Origin of the sequence: Ensifer sp. NM-2, assembly GCF_003024455.1 — a bacterium.
Lineage (GTDB): Bacteria > Pseudomonadota > Alphaproteobacteria > Rhizobiales > Rhizobiaceae > Ensifer > Ensifer canadensis.
The window spans coordinates 79,998-100,126 of sequence record NZ_PVZR01000002.1; the positions used below are offsets into that span (position 1 = coordinate 79,998).

Genomic DNA, 20,129 nt, shown 5'->3' on the forward strand with positions numbered 1-20,129 from the left:
CCAACCGCTGTAGCTGGCTGCCGCTCCGGTCGCCCGTGCGCGCTGGATCGCCACGAGAATGACCAAATCGAAACAATTGAGCGCCGATATATCCCGGCGCTACCGTGCTTTTGATTGACGCTTCGCCTTGGTGGCGACTGCGTCTGGCTTGACCAGCTTCAGTCCGCGCGCCTTCTCGTAGCCATGGATCTCCTTCACATCCAGTTTGCGCATGAAGTCGATCGTCTCCTGCGTCAGTACCTGACCCGGCACCATGATCGGAAATCCGGGCGGATAGGGAATGACGAAGTTGGCGGAGACCATTTCCGGCCCGTCCTTCAGGCGCCGATCGCATTCGGCACCGATGAGCGGCACATATTCGCACACAGACGCGTCATAGGCGTTGAAGAAGGCGGCTCGCATATCGCCCTCCGGCGTCGTTCGCCCTGCATCGCTGCGATACACTTCGTGGAAGTGGCTGAAATTGGGAAGGTCGGGCACATCGGTCATCAGCGACTTTACCCGTGCCGCGAAAGCCGCACGCTCGCCCTCCCCGCCGTCGGCCAGGCGCTTCTCGATGCCACGGCAGATCTCGACCAGAACACGGATTAGATGCGCAATATCGCTGCGGGTATTGTTGATGTTGGACTGTAGCAGCACACTGTTGCGCGACGTCTTGTTCAGCTGGATATCATATTCGTTCGCCAACAATCCCTTGAACTGCGTTCCATCAAAACCAGCCGTCCCGCACACCAGCGTCATGCGCGTGGGATCGAGGTAGAACTCGTCCTCGTTCATCGCCTTGACCGCTGTGGCCCAGGTCGAGCCGGGCGCCAGATAGTCCTTGAATCCTGATTGCCGGTACTCCGCCGGGATCATCTCATCGGCACCAAGAACACGGAAGTATTTCGAAATCAGCGGGTGCTCGTTGATCGCCCGGCGGATCTTGAGCGCGATCTCGATCGCGTTCATCACCAGTCCGTAACCGTCGAGTTCCATCTGCCTGCGTGCAATGTCGAGGCTGGCGATCAACTGCTGGTTCGGACTGGTCGAGGCATGGGTGAATACCGCCTCGTGGAACTGGGCCTCGACGTTGTGAAAATCGACATCCTTGACCAGCAACATTGAGCCCTGCCGGATCGCCGACATTGATTTGTGCGTCGAGTTGGTCTGGTAGACCCGAAGGCGGACAAGGCGCGGATCTGGGATCAGGCGAGCGGCGAGCAGTGCTTCATCGGAGGGATCCTTGCCGAGGTCGGCGCGCTGCTTTTCATAAGCGTCGACCGAGGCCGGATCGCGCAGCCAATCCTCGATATCGGCTGCCGCCCCCATGGCCGTGCGTGGACGCAGGAAGGGCGAAAACCGGGCAAACCCGGACCACGCCTCGTCCCAGAGGAAGATAAGGTCTGGCTTGATGGCTAGGCATTCCTCCATCACCCGCCTGACATTGTACATATGTCCGTCGAAAGTGCAGTTGGTGAGGTCAAGCAGCTTCAGCCGGTCGAGGCGCCCTTCCGCCCGCAAGGCCAGCAGCGCGCGCTTGATGGTGGCGAGCGGCACGGCGCCATACATCGAATACTCCGTCATCGGGAAAGCTTCGACGTAATAGGGCTGTGCGCCGGTCAGGACCATGCCGTAATGGTGCGACTTGTGGCAGTTGCGATCGACAACCGCGATGTCGCCGGGCGCCAGAAGCGCCTGCACCGCCATCTTGTTGGAGGTGGACGTGCCATTCGTCACGAAGAAGACGTGGTCAGCGCCGAAGGCGCGTGCGGCCAACTCCTGAGAGCGCTTGATCGTGCCGGTAGGCTCCAGGAGACTATCAAGGCCGCCTGTCGTCGCGCTACTTTCCGCCAGGAACAGGTTGAGCCCATAGAACTCGCCCATGTCGCGGATCCAGTCCGACTTGAAGACGGACTTGCCGCGGGCGATGGGCAGGGCATGAAATGTGCCGATAGGCCGCCGCGCATATTTCTTCAGATTGTCGAAGAAGGGCGTTTCGTAGCGCGCCTGCACGCCTTCAAGGATGGCGAGATGCATCTCCAGCGGTTCCTCGACCGCGTAGAACACACGCCGAACCGCATCTGCGGCCGGATCGCCGGCGATCTTTTCCACCTGACGGTCAGACAGCAGATAGACGTCGAGCTCCGGCCGGATCCGCTTCAACCCGCGCGCCAGACGCAGCGCCGACATGTCCGGTCCCTCGGCTTCTCCAAGCGGATCAAGCACGGAGCGGAGCACCGGCGCGTCGTGACGCGAGCGATAGGGAAAACCCTCGGCGAGCACGACGGCAATGATGGCCGGGTTCAATGCGGCCGCACAGAACGCATCCTCAAAGGATCCCACCAGAACAGGCTCGTAGATGAAGCCATCCTCGGGCCGGCGTAGCCTGCGGATCTCGGCTGCGAACGCCTCCCACCGCACGGCCGGCTGGCTGTTGACGAACAGAACTTCGAAGTATGGCCGGCGGCCGCCCGCTTCCCCGGTTCCGGGAGGCATGATATCGGGCACGTCTGTCACGGACATCTCGTCATGGACATCCCACTCGCTCGGGCGCCCGCGATAGGAATGGGAAAGAAGCCCGTTGGAGATGCGCCGCGCGAGTTTCGCCGCCCCGCCGGCATCGTTGGTGGCGATGCGCTCGGCCAGCGCCGAAAGCAATCGCCCACCCGGATAGGCGTGGTACTCCTCGGCCGGTGCCACTTCGGCGATCGCCGCCTCCAGCGCTGTCCGCTCACCCCGGTTAGCGGCCCAGGCATCGGCCAATGTCGTGATCTCGCGCCAATTATCGGCCCGTGCCGAATGGATGAGCAGAAACTGATCTACATGTGTGGTTTTGCTTGGCATAACGCGCTCCCAACTCTGTTCTGAATCGGCTGTCCACTGTCACCAGTCCGCGGCTCTCACTCAGTGGCAGCTACAATTCCGGTCGCAAAATGAGACTTATGCTCTTCGAAAGACGATCCCTTACGGTCCGAAACAGGTCGCTAGAGCGTTTCCGATTTAAACGGAGTCGCAAACGCGCTATCTCTTTGTCTTTACGCATTTCCTGACAGAAGACCGCTTCGCACTGTTCCTCGAAAAGCTCTAGGTCATCATCATCACAAGCACCATGCCCCAGATCGTCAGCAGGGTGTTGCCGACGGCATAGGTAACGGTATAGCCGAGCCCGGGGATCTGGCTCTTGGCGCGATCGTTGATCATGCCGAGGGAGGCAGTCGTCGTGCGCGCACCGGAGCAGCACCCCAAGAGAATGGCGGGGTGGAACCGGAACACATATTTCCCGACATACATTGCCAGTACCAACGGCACGGTCGTTGCGAAAATGCCCCAAAGGAACAGGCTGAAACCAAGCTGCTGCAGGCCTGCAACAAAGCCTGGCCCTGACGATATGCCGACCACGGCGATGAAGACATTGAGGCCGACTGAATTCATGAACCAGACCGTCGATGTCGGTATGCGTCCGAACTTCGGCCGCACGGAGCGCAGCCAACCGAAGAAGAGCCCGGAGATCAACGCCCCCCCTGATGTGGACAGCGTAAATGGCACATCGCCGACCTTATAGACGAGTGCGCCGATCAAAGCGCCGATTGTAATCGCAGCGCCGATGAACGCGACGTCGGCAACGTCGCTCGGACGGTCGGCCACCCCGAGTGCCTTGGCGGCCGCGGCAGTATCTTGCGTCCGTCCGACGATCGTCAGAATGTCCCCGCGATGGATCTGGGTGTTCGGAAGGATCGGAATTTCCGTCGCCGTGGCACCACGCGCGATCCGGCGCAGGAACACGCCACGCGATGACGGCCATTGCGCCAATTCGGCCAGCGTCTTCCCGTTCGCTTCTTTGGTCGTGACAAGGACATCGACACCTTCCACAGGAACGGCCAGCAACTCGCGATCGTCGACTTCTTCTGCAGCATGACCGATCAGGCTCACCAGCACTTCGCGTCGGCCTGCCACGGCAACGACATCGCCCGCCTGGATGACCGTGTCCGCCGTTGCATCCTCGATCTTCGATCCTCGGCGGATACGCTCGATGAAAACCCGCTGCTCGGGGATCAAGGATTCGGCTTCACGTGCCGTCTTGCCGACGACCGGCCCTCCCTCCCGAACGCGATAGGCGCGCAACTCGTAGTGATGCCAAGCGGTTCCCGCCCCGCCAACTTCCTTCTTGCCGCCCTGTTCCGCCTCGTAGCGCTTGCATTCCGCCTCCAGATCGATGCCCAGCAGCGCGGGGCCGATCAGGGCCAGCACAATAGCCGACCCCACCGTGCCGAAAATATAGGTGACGGCATAGGCGACCGGCATCGCGTCCAGCAGCCGCTTGGCTTCTTCCGGTGCCAGACCAAGACGATTGATTGCGTCCGTTCCCAAACCCATCGACGCGGAGATTGTCTGCGAACCGGCATAGAGCCCCAGCGCGGAACCGACATCATAACCGGCTATCTTGGCGGCAATAAAGGGCGCCCCGAGGCAAAAGACGCACACAACCACGGCGAACAATGCCTGCGGGATGCCATCCTTGGCAATGCCGCGCACGAATTGCGGCCCGACACCGTAGCCGATCGCGAACAGGAACATCAGAAAGAACGTAGCCTTGAGCGGTGGCGATATGGTGATCCCGATCTGCCCGATGATGACGGCAGCAACGAGCGTGGCGGTCACTGCACCAAGGCCCAGGCCCTTGTAGGTGAACGAACCGAAGTAGTATCCAAGCGCCAAAGAGAGAAATATTGCAATTTCGGGATAAGTGCGAAGCGTATTTACAAACCAGTCAATCATAGAGCTTCCCCTGTTACTCGGAAATCGGGAACCAAATCTGACTAAATCCTCATCGCTATTTCTGCGAGAATACACCCTTACACACTCGTTTCAAGGCGTTATTCAGAATAAAAATAGTATGATATCCGAAACTTTCAAATACGGCGCCAAACCAAGGAACACACAGTGTTTTGGTTCTTTTCTGGCCCTTGAACTGATTGATGCGTCATTACTTCCCGAGTTTGGTCGGAAGGCGCATCCACGCCTTGGAACTATGCTCCAGGAGGAGCGGCCGAAAACAAACACAGCGAAGCGCGAAAGCCGGATCCCGGTGCGCCGACACGTCAGGTCGTTGCCGCACCGGGCTGTGACGGCGCGACCGTGAGGCTGTCCTGGTGGTGGCGGATACCAGAGCGGGTATTGAAGAACATGCGGTCAGGGCCAAGCTGGTCGGCAAACCCCGATGCCCTGATATAGGCGAGCACATCCGGGTTGAGGCCTGCGAGCCAGAGTTCGATGCCCCCGCGCGCAAGGCTTCGCTCGCCATCAATGATCATCTGGAGTGCCGAGTATTCGATGTCGAAAACGCGACTAAGGTCCAGCATCAGAACGCGCGGCTTTTGTTCATTGGCCAGCGTACGAATACGGTCGCCGACCTGCTGGGCGTTCACGAAGAAGAGCCTCCCCTCCGGGCGCACGATCAGCATTCCCTCGAAGGTTTCGTCGTCTGGATGCTCGGCCGAAAGCGGCCGCAAGACGTCTGCGCCGCGTTTGCGGCCTACGACATGGACGCGCGGGTTTGCCGCCTGGCCCGAGAGACCGACGAGCGACAGAGTGATAGCGACCAGAATGCCCTGGAGCGTGCCGAACAAGAGCACGCCGAGGAAGGCGGCGAGTGCCCAGCGAAACTCCATCCGGCGAACCTTGCGTATCGAGACGAACTCGGTGGGTTTGATGAGACCGACGGAGTAGACGATGACGATGGCCGCGAGCACGGCCTGCGGCAAGAGGCCGAGCAACGGTGCAAGAACGAGCATCGTCGCCGCTGCCGCCGCTGCCGTGACCAGCGAGGCCTTTTGTGTGCGCCCACCGACGGCGCGCACCACCGCCGTCTGCGATGTGCCGCCGCCTGCCGGCATCGCGCCGAACAGCCCGCCGGCCAGATTGGCAGCGCCCGTCGCCATCAGTTCGCGGTTTGGCTGGATCGGAGGCTCACCCGCGACCGAGAAGGCTCGCCCGGCAGCAATCGTCTCGGTGAAGCTCATCAATGCGATGCCGCACGCCCCAGGGATGAGCTGCAGGACCAGGTCGATATTCGGCAGTACCAATGAAGGCAGAGCCTGCGGAATGTGCCCGACTGTGGCGACGCCTGCCGGTCCAAGGCCCGCCAACCACGAGATCGCTATCCCGGCCGCGACTATAGCGAGCGGAGCCGGAGAATGCGGCCAACGGCCTTCCATGACCAGCAGGAGCACCAGCGCCGTGGCACCGACTGCGAATGTAACGAGCGACGTCTCGGGCAAATGGTGGACGAGGCTCAGAATATCCCGGAAGAACCCCTCCTTGGTAAAATGCAGCCCGAACAGTTTTGGCACCTGGTCCAACACGATGACGAGGCCGATCCCGGCCTTGAAACCCGTGAGCACCGGCGACGAAATGAAATTTGCCACGAAACCCAAACGAAGCGCCGAAGCCGCGATCAAAAGCAGTCCCGTGAGCGCCGTCAGTGTTGCGGTCGCTGTGAGCAATCGTTCAGGGTTCCCATCCGGTACGACGAGCGCAAGCTGGCTCGCGGTCAGGATCGCGAGCGTGGTCGTCGAACTGACGCTGAGCACGCGCGAGGTGCCGAGCAGGGCATAGACGATCATCGGTACAAAGGCGGTGTAGAGCCCGACGCTGACAGGAAGGCCGGCAACGGTCGCATAGGCCATGGCCTTCGGCAGCACCACGGCAGCCGCCGTCAGGCCCGCGATCATGTCCGGACGCAGGGTACCGGCCGATGAATGGGCGGATTGGTCGGCATGCGGTAACGGGACCATTATCTTGCCCTCTTATGGCTATGTGCCAGGTCAAAACGACCATCACTTGCCACGACAGCGCAGAATCATCCGCTCGCCACCCCGGAGATCCCCACGCGCAACAATCTGAACACGATCACGATCGCTCGCCAAGCCCTCTTAGATTTGACGAGGATAAATTTCGGGTTTCGCATTGTGAGCACCGGCGTGCAGGAGGCGGCAGCCAGTTTTGCTCGCCACAAACAATGCATGCTTCAGACGAGAACGTGCGCCTAAATGCAGAACCGTCGGTGCATCGAGGCAAGGCTCGACCAGGCCGGTAACGCGGGTATCCGCTGGCAAACATGAAGGGTATCCCGCGCTCCGTCAGGCGGTATGCCACGGGGGATGATTGTTTGCCGGCCAGGTTGATGTCCAGGATGGCGAAATCGAAGTCTTCATTGTCCGCGGCAGCCAAGGCGACTTCTACCGCATCGCCGGCCCAATGATCTGATGGCCAAGATCGCTGACCGTATCTTCAATGAGCGTGGCAACGAGTATTTCGTCCTCAACAATAAGTATCCGCGCGATTTAGACACCGCCCGCCGCCGGCTTGTAGGCGAACCGACAGATTGCACCGCGCCGCATTGATCTGGCGCTTACTAGTTGACGATCCTGCCAATGTTGTCGGCCATGTACGCTCCACGCGCTCCCATCGGCAGTGGAGCGCCAGTCGTAGTGTCTCGAGATGTCTGGTGCTCGAGTTCGGCATTGAGTTCGGCCCCGACGATCAGAATGCATACCGATAACCAGATCCACATCATAAACCCAACGAGACCGCCTAAAGCGCCGTAGGTTGCATTGTAGTCGGCGAACTTGTCGAGGTACCAGGAAAAGCACAGGGTCATGACTACCCAGGCCAAGGTGGAGAAGAGCGCGCCCCAGGTCAGCCACCTAAGCCTGGCGGGCTGCCGGCTGGGCCCGAAGCGGTATACGGCGGTCATCGCCAGCAACGATACGAGCATGAGGATGGGCCAGCGAACAAGCAACGCCAGCGTTTCCTTCCATGGCTCGAGCCAGACAAGTTGCAGGATCGCAGGCAGTAGCGCCATTACGCCTATCAGGAAGACTGCGGCGAGTATTGCGCAGAACGTAAACGCAAGCGCTATCAGGTTCAATTTGACGAAGCGACGCTTCTCGTTTTCCTCATAGGCCACATTCATTGCGTCAAACACAGCCAAAGTGCCGTTGTGCGTGCTCCAGACAGCGATCATGAGCCCAACGAGGAACGCTATCCCGAGGGTGGTGTCTCGCCGCTCGACAAGGGCATGGAGTTGCTCCGAGAAAACTTCGAACGTTCCGGGTGGAAGCATGCCTGCCAGGTCGCGGAGATGGTCGGAAATAACGGCCGGATCTGCCATCAACCCATAGAGCGATACGAGAGAAGCAAGCGCTGGAAACAAGGCGAGCAGCAAGTAGAAGGTCACTCCGGCCGCAACGAAAGCCACCCGATCTTCAGCAACCTCATGCACGACTCGCCAAAACACATCGCGCAAACCTCGCGCTGGCAATTGTTCCGGCACCGATGCATAGCGTCCGTGCTCATCCTCCACAATCGAATGCTGGTCATTGGACATCGATACTCCTCGCGCGCGTATCGCTGTCTGCCGGGATAAAAGGAAACTGACGGCGACCATCGCTACCGCAACTGCGGCTATTGCCGCCGCAGGATCCGTTGTGATGCGTTTCGGTAACATCAGACGCTCCGATGATTTCAAGGCGTCAACGTTTGACCCTCCATTTGGATGCATTGGGCTTGGCAAATACTACCGGCTTTGGCTCCCTTCATTTTCGAGGCCCAGCAATGGCAATCTGGATCCCGGTGAGTCATTGATGATCGAACCAGCCCCCGCCTGTGGAGGAAACGGAGCCACAACCATGACGAAGAGATCAGGTAGCTGCCTCTGCGGGCAGGTCAAATACGAGGTGAAAGGCGAACCCATCCGAGTTGGTATCTGTCACTGCGCCAATTGCCGTCGGGAGAGCGGATCGGCATTCACATTCTACGCCATTTGGGCCAGAGACGATTTCGCCGCTAGCGGGGAGACGACGCTTGCCCATAACGGACAGCGTTTCTGCACACGCTGCAGCTCCCACATGTTTGCCTATGACGAAGATGAAGCCGAGGTCCAGCTTGGCACCTTGAACGATGCACCGACCAAACTGGTTCCGACCTATGAATTGTGGGTGAAGAGACGTGAGCCCTGGCTTGCCCCAGTGCCGGGCGCCGAGCAACATTGGGAAGACCGCCACACAAGACGAACAGGCGATGACAGCGCTTGACGCGGACGCGTCGAATGGGAGGCAGATTTGACCGGAAATTGGTCAGTGGATGAGCAATTCGAGATCATTCGGGCACTCGGCGTGCCAGGTGCGTTCGATGCAGAGAGGGAAGCAAGAGAGCGGATTGCTTTTTTGGCCGGCTATTTGCGACAGGCAAATGCCCGGGCCTATGTATTGGGTATAAGCGGTGGGGTCGATTCCCTGACTGCCGGCTTGCTTGCACAGGCCGCCGTCCGGGCGTTGCGCGAGGACGGCTATCTCGCGCAGTTCATCGCCGTTCGGCTGCCCTATGGGACACAGGCTGACGAAGCGGCCGCTCGCGAATGTCTGGCGGTGATCAACCCCGATCTTGGCCTGGAAGCAAATGTCAAAACGGCTGCCGACGCTTTGTTCACTGAGGTTCGAAAATCCGCTGGCGATCTTTTTGGCACGGCGCGCGACGACTTCCACCTCGGCAATGTGAAGGCGCGTCAGCGGATGATCTACCAGTACGCGATCGCCGGTGCCGCAAACGGGCTGGTGATTGGAACGGACCATGCCGCCGAGGCCCTGATGGGCTTCTTCACCAAGCACGGAGACGGCGCCGCAGATGTCGTCCCTCTCAGTGGGCTGAACAAGAGACGGGTACGCGCCATCGCCACTTACATGGGCGCACCGTCCGATCTCGTCTCCAAGGTCCCCACAGCCGATCTGGAGACAGACGCCCCGCTGAAGCCCGATGAAGAGGTCTATGGAATTGGCTATGACGCGATCGATGACTTCCTCGAAGGAAAGACCATAAGCAAGTCGGCCGCCGAGCGAATTCTTGCTGCGTATCGGGGGAGCGGACATAAACGTGCGCTGCCGATCGGCCCTGCTTTCGTCGCGGATCCCGCAGCGGCGCCTTGATCAGAGTTCATGGTGGCGCTTCGCCCAGGGCGAATGACAGAGATGCTGCAGCGGCCGGTCCCAGAGGAAGTGACGACGCTACTGGCGGTTTGCTGCCTATAGAACCACAGCGCGAAATGCGCATCTAAGATGCGTCCCTCAACTGTCGCCTTGCGATCGTTGTCAATAAAGGCGGTCTGCGTCGTCACGCCCAACGGGAGATGGGATCGCTATGATCCCGGTCTCCAACCGGGACGCACACGCGTGCCGCCATGGCGCTCGCCGCCGCGATGCCCGGGACGACATCGACCGCAATGCCCCTTTCTTCCAACCGGGCGATCTCCTCGCGGCTACGGCCGACAATCGCCGCGTCACCGGACTGCAACCGGACAACCCGTTTGCCGGCGCGGGCCCAGGAGACCATCATGTCGTTGAGGTCTTCGTGCCTGCAGCTCGCGCGCCCACCACGTTTGCCCACCAGCAGACGCTTCGCCTCGCGCCGGGCAAGCTCCAGCACCTCATCGGAAACGAGACCGTCGAAAAGGATGACATCGGCCGCTTGCAAAGCACGCACCGCCTTCAGCGTCAGGTGCTCCGCGTCGCCCGGCCCGGCGCCGACGAGCGTGACGCGGCCGGTGTCGGTCCGGTTCGCCGCGAAGCGATCCATCTCCGCCACCAGCCGCATCTCGACACCCTCCTCCGGTGTCTCCTGAAAGGCACGATCGACAAAACGCTCCCAAAAGGCGCGGCGTGCCGCGCCGGGTTTGAGGCGCGCATTGACCTTGTCGCGGATCGTTTGCGCCAGCGACGCCCAATCCTTCAGAACCGGCGGAAGCAGGGTCTCGATGCGGCGACGGATCGCCTGGGCAAGAATGGGCGCGGCGCCGTCAGTCGATATTGCGACAATGACCGGCGAGCGATTGACGATGGAGCCGAACTGAAACTGGCAATAGGCCGGTTTGTCGATGATGTTGACCGGCACGCCAGCCGCATTGGCCGCCTCGAAGAAGGACCGCGCGTCCTCATCGCCCTCGCAGTCGGCAATCGCAAGCGCCGCGCCAGCGATCGCTTCCTTTGTCCAGGCCTCGCGGTGATGAGTGAACCTGCCGCCTGGGTGAGAGGAACCGGCCTCGAACAGGCGGGCGCAGGCCTCTCCGATTTCCTCAGGCGGTGCATAGACATGCACCTCGGCACCGCAGGCCGCCAACAGTTCCGCCTTCCAGGCGCAGGCGTCGGAGCCGCCGGCCACAACGACACGGCGGCCTTCGAGCGCAAAGAACACGGGCAGCTTCGCTAAAGGCATCATGCGCGGCGGGTCCGCGCGCAGGCGCATTTCATTCCGCGGCAGCAGCAAGGCATCCATCGACGATCCCCCTGATCTCGGCGCGGCACGAGCCGCAATTGGTTCCGGCATTCAGCGTCTGGCCGATAGCTTCGACCGAGCGGCAGCCGCCACGGACGGCAGCAACGATCTGGTTGATCCCGACATTGAAACAGGAGCAGACGGTTGCTCCCGGATCGGGCTTATCCGCACCCGGTCGGCCGGCGACGAGCGCAAAGCGAAGTCGCAGATCGGCATGCGAGGCCCCGAGCTGCTCCACCGCCCAGCTGCGGGCAACGGCGACGGGTTCTGGCGCGAGATAAAGCGCCAGCAACAGCTTGGCGCCATCGAAGAAGGCAAGCCGGCGATGGCCGGACGGCCCGTCGGCATAGCCGATCGGCTCGATATCCGCCGGGATATCGAAGATGCGTCGGCACCACGCGACCCAATCATCAGGCTCTGTCTGCGATGCCAGTTCGAGCCGCCACCCGGCCCTTGCCTTGGCCAGCGCCCAATAGGCGCAATCAAGCCCTTCCGGCCTTGCGGCACTGACTGCAAATCCATAGGTGGAGGCTGCGAAACGGCGGGCGGAAACGGCAACGTTCTTGGAGGCGGGCTGGCCCGAAACAGGATCGGTGATCGGCGGCACCAAGGCATCGATGCGCGCCTTAGCCGCGAACTGGTCGTTCCAATGCATCGGCACGAAGAGATTGCCGCGCGCCTGGCGGTCGGTGATCAGTGCTCGGACGACCGCCGCACCAAAGGGGCTTTCCAGCACCACGAGATCAGCCGGCGAAAGATCAAGCTCCATCGCATCGCGGGGGTGAATCTCGACGAAGGGTTCGCCGATATGGGCGGAGAGCCGCGCGCTCTTTCCCGTCCGGGTCATCGTGTGCCAGTGGTCGCGAACGCGGCCGGTATTGAGGGTGAAGGGGAAGGCATCGCTCACGCGCTTGGCAATCTGGCTTGTGGTCGCGATGAAGCGCGCGCGACCATCCGGATGGTAGAATCCGCCATCGGCGAAGAAGCGCGTCACAGTACTTGCCTTACCGCGCGGCTGCGGCCATTGGAACGGCATGAGTGCATCATAGCCGGCACCATCGATTTCGGCATAAGCGCCGACATCGAAATCGCGCCGGCCATCGTTCTCGAAACCGGAAAGACCGGCATGTTCGGCAAAGATTTCGGATGCCGATGCGTAGGCAAAGGCGCCGGCAAAACCCATGCGGCTGCCGACTTCGGCAAGTTGCCACCAGTCCGCCCGGGCTTCACCAGGAACCGTCAGGAAACTGCGCTGGCGGGAGATGCGGCGCTCGGAGTTCGTAACGGTGCCATCCTTCTCGCCCCAGCCAAGCGAAGGTAACAGCACATGCGCATGACGGGTCGTATCTGTTTGCCTGATGACATCGGAGACCACGACGAAGGGACAGGCCCTGAGCGCGGCCTCGATCGCATCGGCATCCGGCATCGACACGACCGGATTGGTCGCCATGATCCAGATCGCCTTGATGCGCCCGTCGGCGACAGCGCGAAACATGTCGACGGCCTTGAGGCCCGGTCTTGCGGCGATGGCCGGCGCGCCCCAGAAACGTCTGACCTGATCGCGGTCTCCCGCCTTCTCGATGTCCATATGGGCGGCCAGCATATTGGCAAGACCGCCGACCTCGCGGCCGCCCATGGCGTTGGGTTGGCCCGTCAGGGAGAACGGTCCCATGCCGGGTCGGCCGATGCGGCCGGTCGCCAGGTGACAGTTGATGATGGCATTGACCTTGTCGGTGCCGGAGACCGATTGGTTGACCCCCTGGCTGTAGCAGGTGACGACCTTTTCGCTGCTCTCGAAAAGTCGGAAGAAGGTGGCGAGTTCCTTTTCGTCGAGCCCAGTTAGTCGCGCCAGTGTGGCTTGATCGAAGGCGCTTGCCGCGGCGAGGGCCTCGGCAAATCCGCTGGTGTGTGCCGAGATGTAGCCCTGGTTTACGGCCGGGCTGGAGGCCAGGTACGCAAGGAGACCATTGAAGAGCGCGACGTCGCCATCCGGCCGGACCGCCAGATGCATGTCGGCGATATCGGCCGTCATGGTACGGCGCGGGTCGATCACGACCACGCGCATCTGTGGGCGCGCCGCCTTGGCAGCACCGAGGCGCTGGTAGAGTACCGGATGGCACCAGGCGAGGTTGGAACCCGTCAACACCACGAGATCGGCAAGCTCCAGATCCTCGTAGCAACCGGGAACGGTGTCCGATCCGAAGGCGCGGCGATGACCGGCCACCGATGAGGACATGCAGAGGCGGGAGTTGGTGTCGATATTCCCCGAACCGATGAACCCCTTCATCAGTTTGTTGGCGACATAGTAGTCCTCGGTCAGCAACTGACCGGAGACATAGAAGGCGACAGAATCCGGCCCGTGCTCGGCAATCGCCTGCGAAAAGCGATCGGCGACGAGGTCGAGCGCCTTATCCCACTCCGCGGCCTGTCCACCGATCTCGGGATAGAGCAGCCGCCCGTCGAGATCGAGCGTCTCGCCAAGCGCCGCCCCCTTGGAGCAAAGCCGGCCGAAGTTGGCCGGATGATCCGGGTCGCCTTTCACACCGATGCCGCCGTCATCGCCAACCGTCGCGACCACGCCGCAGCCGACACCGCAATAGGGACACGTGGTTTTGACTTCGGTTGCCATGACTACTCCGCCGCGATCATCAGGCTTTCGAGTGCGATGAACAGCGCACCGCCATCGTTGCGCACTGGGATGGTGCGCACGCCCCCCTCGTCTGCACCCAGCGCCTTGCCGGTTTCGAGCGAGATCACCCAGTTGTGCAGCGGGCAAGTGACCGCCGTGCCGTGGACGATGCCCTGCGACAGCGGCCCGCCCTTGTGCGGGCAATGGTCTTCGATCGCAAAGACCTCGTTTTCGGCGGTGCGGAAGACGGCGATCTTGCCCTCGGGCGTCCGCACGCAGCGTGCGCCGCGAAGCGGGATGTCGGAGATGTCACCGATTGAGATCCAGTTCATGTCCATCCCCTCACTCCGCCGCTTCTGAAAATCCGACCGTCGCCATCGGCCGGAACTCGTGCTTGTCCTTGCCGGAGACACGCTCCGACCATGGGTCGACCTGGGCGAATTTCTGGCTGAAGACGAAGCGGTCGAAGAGCGCCTTGCGCCGTTCGGCATCGTCCATGATCTGCCGGCGGATTTCTTCAAGACCGATGCGCTTGGCCCACTTGTAGATGCGCTCGAGATAACGGGCCTGCTCGCGATACATCTGCGTCAGCGCCACGATATGTTCGAGGGCGTCGTCCGCGGTCCTCACCAGACCAAGAACCTCGGTGCCCTTGATGTCGAGCCCGGCTGCACCGGCGAAGTGGATCTCGAAGCCGCTGTCGACGCAGATGACACCGATATCCTTGCAGGTGGCTTCTGCGCAGTTTCTCGGACAGCCGGAGACGGCCAATTTCAGCTTGGCCGGCGTCCAGGACCCCCACATGAATTTTTCGATGCGGATGCCGAGGCCGGTGGAATCCTGGGTGCCGAAGCGGCACCAGTCGGAACCAACGCAGGTCTTCACCGTGCGCAGGCCCTTGGCATAAGCCTGGCCCGACACGAAGCCGGCCTTGCCGAGATCGGCCCAGACGGCCGGCAGGTCTTCCTTCTCGATGCCGAGTAGGTCGATACGCTGACCACCGGTGACTTTCACCATTGGGATCTCGAACTTGTCGACAACGTCGGCAATCGCGCGCAATTCCCCAGAGTTTGTGACGCCGCCCCACATGCGCGGAACGACGGAGTAGGTGCCGTCCTTCTGGATATTGGCGTGCACACGCTCGTTGATGAAGCGCGACTGATAGTCGTCGGCATATTCGTCCGGCCAGTCGCAGACGAGGTAGTAGTTGAGCGCCGGGCGGCATTTGGCGCAGCCGCAGGATGTCTTCCACTCCAGTTCCTGCATCACGGCGGGAATGGTCTTCAGGCCCTTGGCCTTGATCAGGCGGCGGACATCGTCGTGGCCAAGCTCGGTGCAGGTGCACATCGGCTGGACGGCGGCGGGATTGTAGGTTTCGCCAAGCGTCAGCGACATCACCTGCTCAACGAGCCCGGTGCAGGAACCGCAGGAAGCGGACGCCTTCGTATGCGCCCTGACATCGTCGAGCGACGTCAGTCCCTTGCCCTGGATCGTCGCCACGATCTTGCCCTTGCACACGCCGTTGCAGCCGCAGATTTCTGCATCATCCGGCAAGGCTGCAACGGCCGCCATAGGGTCCAGCGGGGACCCTCCCTGATAGGCCTGGCCGAAAATGAGCGTTTCGCGCATTTCCGAGATATCGGTGGCTTTCTTCTTCAGATCGTTGAACCAGGCGCCATCGGCGGTTTCGCCATAAAGCACTGTGCCGATGATGCGGTTGTCCTTCAGCACCAGCCGCTTGTAGACGCCGCCGGCTGCATCGCGCAGCACGATCTCCTCGCGATCGTCGCCTTCGGCAAAGTCTCCGAGGGAGAACAGGTTGATGCCGGTGACTTTGAGCTTCGTCGGCGTGTCGGAATGCACGAAGGCGGGCGAGCGATCGCCCGCCAGATGCGATGCGGCGATGCGCGCCATTTCGTAGAGTGGTGCGACGAGGCCGTAGACCATGCCGCCGACCTCGGCGCATTCGCCAAGCGCCAGGATATCGCCATCGGAGGTCTGCATGCCGTCGTCGACGACGATGCCGCGATTGACCGCTAGGCCGGCTTCCTTGGCGATGCCCGCGTTCGGCCGGATGCCGACAGCCATGACGACGAGTGTCGCGGGAATGATCGTGCCGTTGTCGAGCTCGATGCCCTCGACCTTGCCATCGCCGATGATTGCCTTGGTATTGGCCTTGCAGATGACCTTGATGCCGCGCTCCTCGACGGCTTTCTGCAAGAGATAACCAGCCGCCGGATCGAGTTGGCGCTCCATCAGAGTTGGCATCACGTGCAGTACGGTCACATCCATACCGCGCGAGGCAAGTCCGGCGGCCGCTTCAAGCCCGAGCAGGCCACCGCCAATGACGACAGCCTTTTCGCGCGACTGCGCGGCAAGCAACATTGCCTGCACGTCATCGAGGTCGCGGTAGGTAATAACACCGGGCAGATCTTTGCCGGGAACCGGGATGATGAAGGGCACTGAGCCTGTCGCGATGACAAGCTTGTCGTAGCTTTCGGTCACACCGTGATCAGAGGTCACAGTCTTCTTCGCGCGGTCGATTGCCACGACCTTGTGGCCTTTGTAGAGCGTGATCCCGTGCTTGATGTACCAACCATCGCCGTGGATGATGATCTGCTCGTAGTCTTTTTCGCCGGAAAGGACCGGCGAAAGCATGATGCGGTCGTAGTTGACGCGCGGTTCGGCGTTGAAGATCGTGACCTGATATTGCCCCGGCGCCTGTTCGAACAGGTGCTCCAGCATGCGTCCGGGCGCCATTCCATTGCCGATGATGACGAGTTTTTCGGGCGTTTGGTGAGCCATGGGAAATTACTCCGCAGCTTCGACGAAACGGTGGCGCTCGTAGAGGAACTTGAGCACCGCTTCGCGGCATTTGAGGTAGGTTCGGTCGGCCGCTAGTTCGATGCGCCGGCGCGGGCGGGCTAGCGGCACATCGAGGATTTCGCCGATGCGCGCCGAGGGACCATTGGTCATCATGACGATGCGGTCGGAAAGCAGCACCGCTTCATCGACATCATGGGTGATCATCAGCACCGTATTGCCGAGCTCGGCGTGGATCTGCATCACCTGGTCCTGCAGATGGGCGCGGGTCAGGGCGTCGAGCGCGCCGAACGGCTCGTCGAGCAGAAGAACCTTCGGTTCCATGGCCAGCGCCCGGGCGATGCCGACGCGCTGCTTCATGCCGCCGGAAATCTCGGACGGACGCTTGTCGGCGGCATGCGCCATCTGCACCAGCTCGAGATTGCGCATGGTCCATTCGTGACGTTCGGCCTTGCCCTTGGTCGCGCGGAAGACCTTGTCGACGCCGAGGCGGACGTTTTCGTAAACCGTCAACCAGGGCAGCAGGGAATGGTTCTGGAAGACGACGGCGCGGTCCGGTCCCGGCTCGTCGGCAACGCGGCCATCGAGGAGCACGACGCCGGTGGTCGCCTGCGTCAGGCCGGCGACGATATTGAGCAGCGTCGACTTTCCGCAGCCGGAATGGCCGATGATCGAGATGAATTCGCCCTTGTCGACGGAAAGCGAAACCTGCTTCAGAACGTCCGTCCTGACACCGCCGCGTTCGAAGCTCTTGTCGATAAGCTCAAGCGAGAGATAGCTCTTGGTCATGGTCTTTGCCTTTCTCACGCAGTTGCCGTGCCGCGGGTGACGACGCGACCGATGAGGGCGATGAGACGATCGAGGAGGAAGCCGACGATGCCGACGTAGATGAGCGCAACGATGATGTCGCTGATCAGCGACGAGTTCCACGCATCCCAGATGAAGAAACCGATGCCGACGCCGCCGATCAGCATCTCGGCGGCAACGATCGCCAACCAGGAAAGACCGATGCCGATGCGAAGGCCAGTGAAGATGTAAGGGGCAGCAGCCGGCAGCATGATCTTGGCGAAATATTCGAAGGCATTGAGCCGCAGCACCTTGGCGACGTTCTGGTAGTCCTGCGGAATGTTGCGGATGCCGACGGCGGTGTTGATGATGATCGGCCAGATCGCGGTGATGAAGATCACGAAGATCGCCGAGGGGGTGCCGTCCTGGAAGGCGGCGAGCGACAGCGGCAGCCAAGCGAGCGGCGGCACGGTGCGCAGCACCTGGAAGATCGGATCGAGCCCGCGCATGGCAAGGGCGCTCTGGCCAACGAGTGCGCCGAGCGCGATACCGACGACAGCGGCGAGCGCATAACCGATCGCGACGCGCTGAAGGCTGGCCGAGATATGCCAGAACAGGCCTTGATCGACGCCCTGTCCGACATAGAACGGATGCGCGATCAGCTCCCAGCTTTCCTCCAGAACACGTGTCGGCGCCGGCAGGCTCGAGTCGGGCGCAGAACAGATCACCTGCCAGGCGACGAGGATAAAGCTCAGGGTCACCACCAGCGGGACGAGGTTGGTCAAGGCTGTGGCGAGTGCTGCCGGCAACCGGGGGCTGCCGCCGGGCTTCGTCGCACGGGTAAAGGCAACGACCCGGGCCACGGGCCGCTGAGCAGCCTCCTGGGGAAGCTTGAGATTGGTGACGGACATACCGTTCTCCTAAAGGTTCAAGTCGAGCGGCGGCGGGCTCGCCCGCCGCCACGAAGGCTCAGGCGACGCGCGAAATGCTCAGGCTCTTCAGGTAAGCCTGCGGATCTGCCGGATCGAACACCTTGCCGTCGAAAAATTTCTCGATGCCGCGTGAGGTCGAGGTCGGGATGTCGGAGACGCCGAGCTCCTTTGCCGCATCGCGCCAGATATCCTCGCGGTTGACCTTGGCAACGAGCGCCTTGATGTCGGTGTCGGGAGCAAACTTGCCCCAGCGGATGTTCTCCGTCAGGAACCAGCTGTCATGGCTCTGGAAGGGATAGGAGGCGTGGTCGCGCCAGAACTTCATGAAGTGCGGGCTCGCCTCGACGACCTTGCCGTTGCCGTAGTCGTATTCGCCCTTCAGCCGGTCGACGATGTCCTTCGGCGGCACGTTGAACCAGCTGCGTTTGCCGACGATCTTCGCCAGCTCTTCCTTGTTGGCCATGTCGTCGCACCATTGCGCCGCTTCCTGGATGGCCATGGTGAGCGCCCTTGCGGCGCGCGGGTTCTTCTCCACCCAGTCCGCCCGCATGGCGAAGGATTTTTCCGGATGCTCGTTCCAGATTTCGGCGGTGTTGACGGCGGTGTAGCCGATCTTCTGGTTGACGAGCTGCTCGTTCCAGGGCTCGCCGACGCAGAAACAGTCCATGGTGCCGACCTTCATGTTGGCGACCATCTGCGGCGGCGGCACGACGATGGTCTCGACATCGGAATCCGGATCGATACCGCCAGCGGCAAGCCAATAGCGCAACCACAGGTCATGCGTGCCGCCGGGGAAGGTCATCGCCACCTTGGCGGCAGCGCCTTCAGCCTTCTTCTTGGCAAAGGCTTGCTTCAGCGCCGATGCATCCAGGCCGACCTTGAGATCGGCATAGGCGCCACCGACCGAGATTGCCTGCGCGTCGAGATTGAGGCGCGCGAGGATCGCCATCGGCAGAGGCTGGTTGTTCTGCGTCACCTTGCCGGTCGAGATCAGGTAAGGCATCGGCGTCAGGATATGGGCGCCATCAATACCGGCGCCGGCCGAACCGAGCACGAGGTTGTCGCGTGTGGTGCCCCAGGAGGCCTGCTTGACCACGTCGACTTCGGTCATGCCGTATTTGTCGAACAAGCCCTTTTCCTTGGCGACGATCAGCGGCGCGGAGTCTGTCAGAGCAATGAAACCGAGAACCGCCTTGGTAGTCTCGGGACCGGCCGACTGTGCAAAGGCGCCGGTCGGGAAGGCCGTCTTGACGGCACCGAGTAGAGCGGCCGTCGCTGTGGTTTTCAGCAGGCCGCGGCGGGTCAGTCCGCCAGTCGAAAACTTGATCATGCGCAGGTTCCTCTGCTGCTGCCGGGCAAAACCGGACATAAAAAAACGCCGCTTGGAGATTGCGTCCGGGATCGGGAGGATTCCTCGGGAAACAAAAACCGTGCGACGTCAGTGTCTCTGGCAAACGCGATCTGGCGTTTGAACTCGCTTCAATCGCCGTTGACCGAAGCAATTTCTTAAAAGCAAGAGCCGTGCCAGTTCGACAAACTAGGAACTAATAGCTTGATATCGAATGATAAAAATACGAACGAGCGTAATTGCCCAGCAAAACAGCTATTGTAGAATCTGCTGAATTATTGTGCGCTGCACACAACCGGCTCGG

At 61.4% G+C, this 20,129-nt stretch carries 12 protein-coding genes and 1 pseudogene; 2 read left to right on the top strand and 11 right to left on the bottom strand.

What is annotated here, in order from left to right; genetic code table 11:
• Positions 1–99 precede the first annotated feature (99 nt).
• From C6558_RS05610 to C6558_RS05625, 4 genes are all read right to left on the bottom strand, one after another.
• Positions 100–2,826 carry a decarboxylase gene (locus C6558_RS05610; protein WP_025430164.1) on the bottom strand — a complete coding sequence of 909 codons (2,727 nt, stop codon included), beginning with the start codon at positions 2,824–2,826 and terminating at the stop codon, positions 100–102.
• A 240-nt stretch (positions 2,827–3,066) separates the two neighbouring features.
• Positions 3,067–4,758: an aspartate-alanine antiporter gene (aspT, locus tag C6558_RS05615; RefSeq protein ID WP_025430165.1), complete on the bottom strand. Its 1,692-nt coding sequence runs from the start codon at positions 4,756–4,758 to the stop codon at positions 3,067–3,069.
• A gap of 323 nt (positions 4,759–5,081) precedes the next feature.
• Positions 5,082–6,776, bottom strand: a complete 1,695-nt coding sequence (locus tag C6558_RS05620) for a SulP family inorganic anion transporter (protein ID WP_025430166.1) — start codon at positions 6,774–6,776, stop codon at positions 5,082–5,084.
• A gap of 620 nt (positions 6,777–7,396) precedes the next feature.
• Positions 7,397–8,491 carry a YihY/virulence factor BrkB family protein gene (locus tag C6558_RS05625; RefSeq protein ID WP_371412235.1) on the bottom strand — a complete coding sequence of 365 codons (1,095 nt, stop codon included), beginning with the start codon at positions 8,489–8,491 and terminating at the stop codon, positions 7,397–7,399.
• A gap of 181 nt (positions 8,492–8,672) precedes the next feature.
• Between C6558_RS05625 and C6558_RS05630 the strand changes: the two genes are divergently transcribed.
• Complete coding sequence (locus C6558_RS05630; protein ID WP_025430168.1) at positions 8,673–9,077, top strand: GFA family protein; 405 nt, start codon at positions 8,673–8,675, stop codon at positions 9,075–9,077.
• 45 nt (positions 9,078–9,122) lie between these two features.
• The gene (nadE, locus tag C6558_RS05635) at positions 9,123–9,965 is read left to right on the top strand and encodes an ammonia-dependent NAD(+) synthetase (RefSeq protein ID WP_239637611.1); all 843 of its coding nucleotides are present in this window, start codon (positions 9,123–9,125) and stop codon (positions 9,963–9,965) included.
• 199 nt (positions 9,966–10,164) lie between these two features.
• Here nadE and cysG read toward each other — a convergent pair.
• The 7 genes and pseudogenes from cysG to C6558_RS05670 form a co-directional block, all read right to left on the bottom strand.
• A pseudogene (gene cysG, locus C6558_RS05640) lies at positions 10,165–11,307 on the bottom strand (siroheme synthase CysG); the annotation flags it as partial.
• Positions 11,279–13,936: a nitrate reductase gene (locus tag C6558_RS05645; protein WP_107026935.1), complete on the bottom strand. Its 2,658-nt coding sequence runs from the start codon at positions 13,934–13,936 to the stop codon at positions 11,279–11,281. The gene C6558_RS05645 and the pseudogene cysG, both read right to left, overlap by 29 nt.
• Before the next feature lie 2 nt (positions 13,937–13,938).
• The gene (nirD, locus tag C6558_RS05650) at positions 13,939–14,274 is read right to left on the bottom strand and encodes a nitrite reductase small subunit NirD (protein WP_025430172.1); all 336 of its coding nucleotides are present in this window, start codon (positions 14,272–14,274) and stop codon (positions 13,939–13,941) included.
• A gap of 4 nt (positions 14,275–14,278) precedes the next feature.
• Positions 14,279–16,741 (bottom strand): nitrite reductase large subunit NirB, encoded by a 2,463-nt coding sequence (gene nirB / locus C6558_RS05655; RefSeq protein ID WP_107026936.1) that lies wholly within the window; start codon positions 16,739–16,741, stop codon positions 14,279–14,281.
• A gap of 6 nt (positions 16,742–16,747) precedes the next feature.
• Positions 16,748–17,548 (bottom strand): ABC transporter ATP-binding protein, encoded by an 801-nt coding sequence (locus C6558_RS05660; RefSeq protein ID WP_057225826.1) that lies wholly within the window; start codon positions 17,546–17,548, stop codon positions 16,748–16,750.
• A 14-nt stretch (positions 17,549–17,562) separates the two neighbouring features.
• A complete protein-coding gene (gene ntrB, locus C6558_RS05665; protein WP_107026937.1) occupies positions 17,563–18,456 on the bottom strand; it encodes a nitrate ABC transporter permease in 894 nt (297 codons plus the stop codon).
• A 58-nt stretch (positions 18,457–18,514) separates the two neighbouring features.
• Positions 18,515–19,807, bottom strand: coding sequence for a CmpA/NrtA family ABC transporter substrate-binding protein (locus C6558_RS05670; RefSeq protein WP_025430176.1), 1,293 nt, complete (start codon positions 19,805–19,807; stop codon positions 18,515–18,517).
• Between the last annotated feature and the right edge of the window lie 322 nt (positions 19,808–20,129).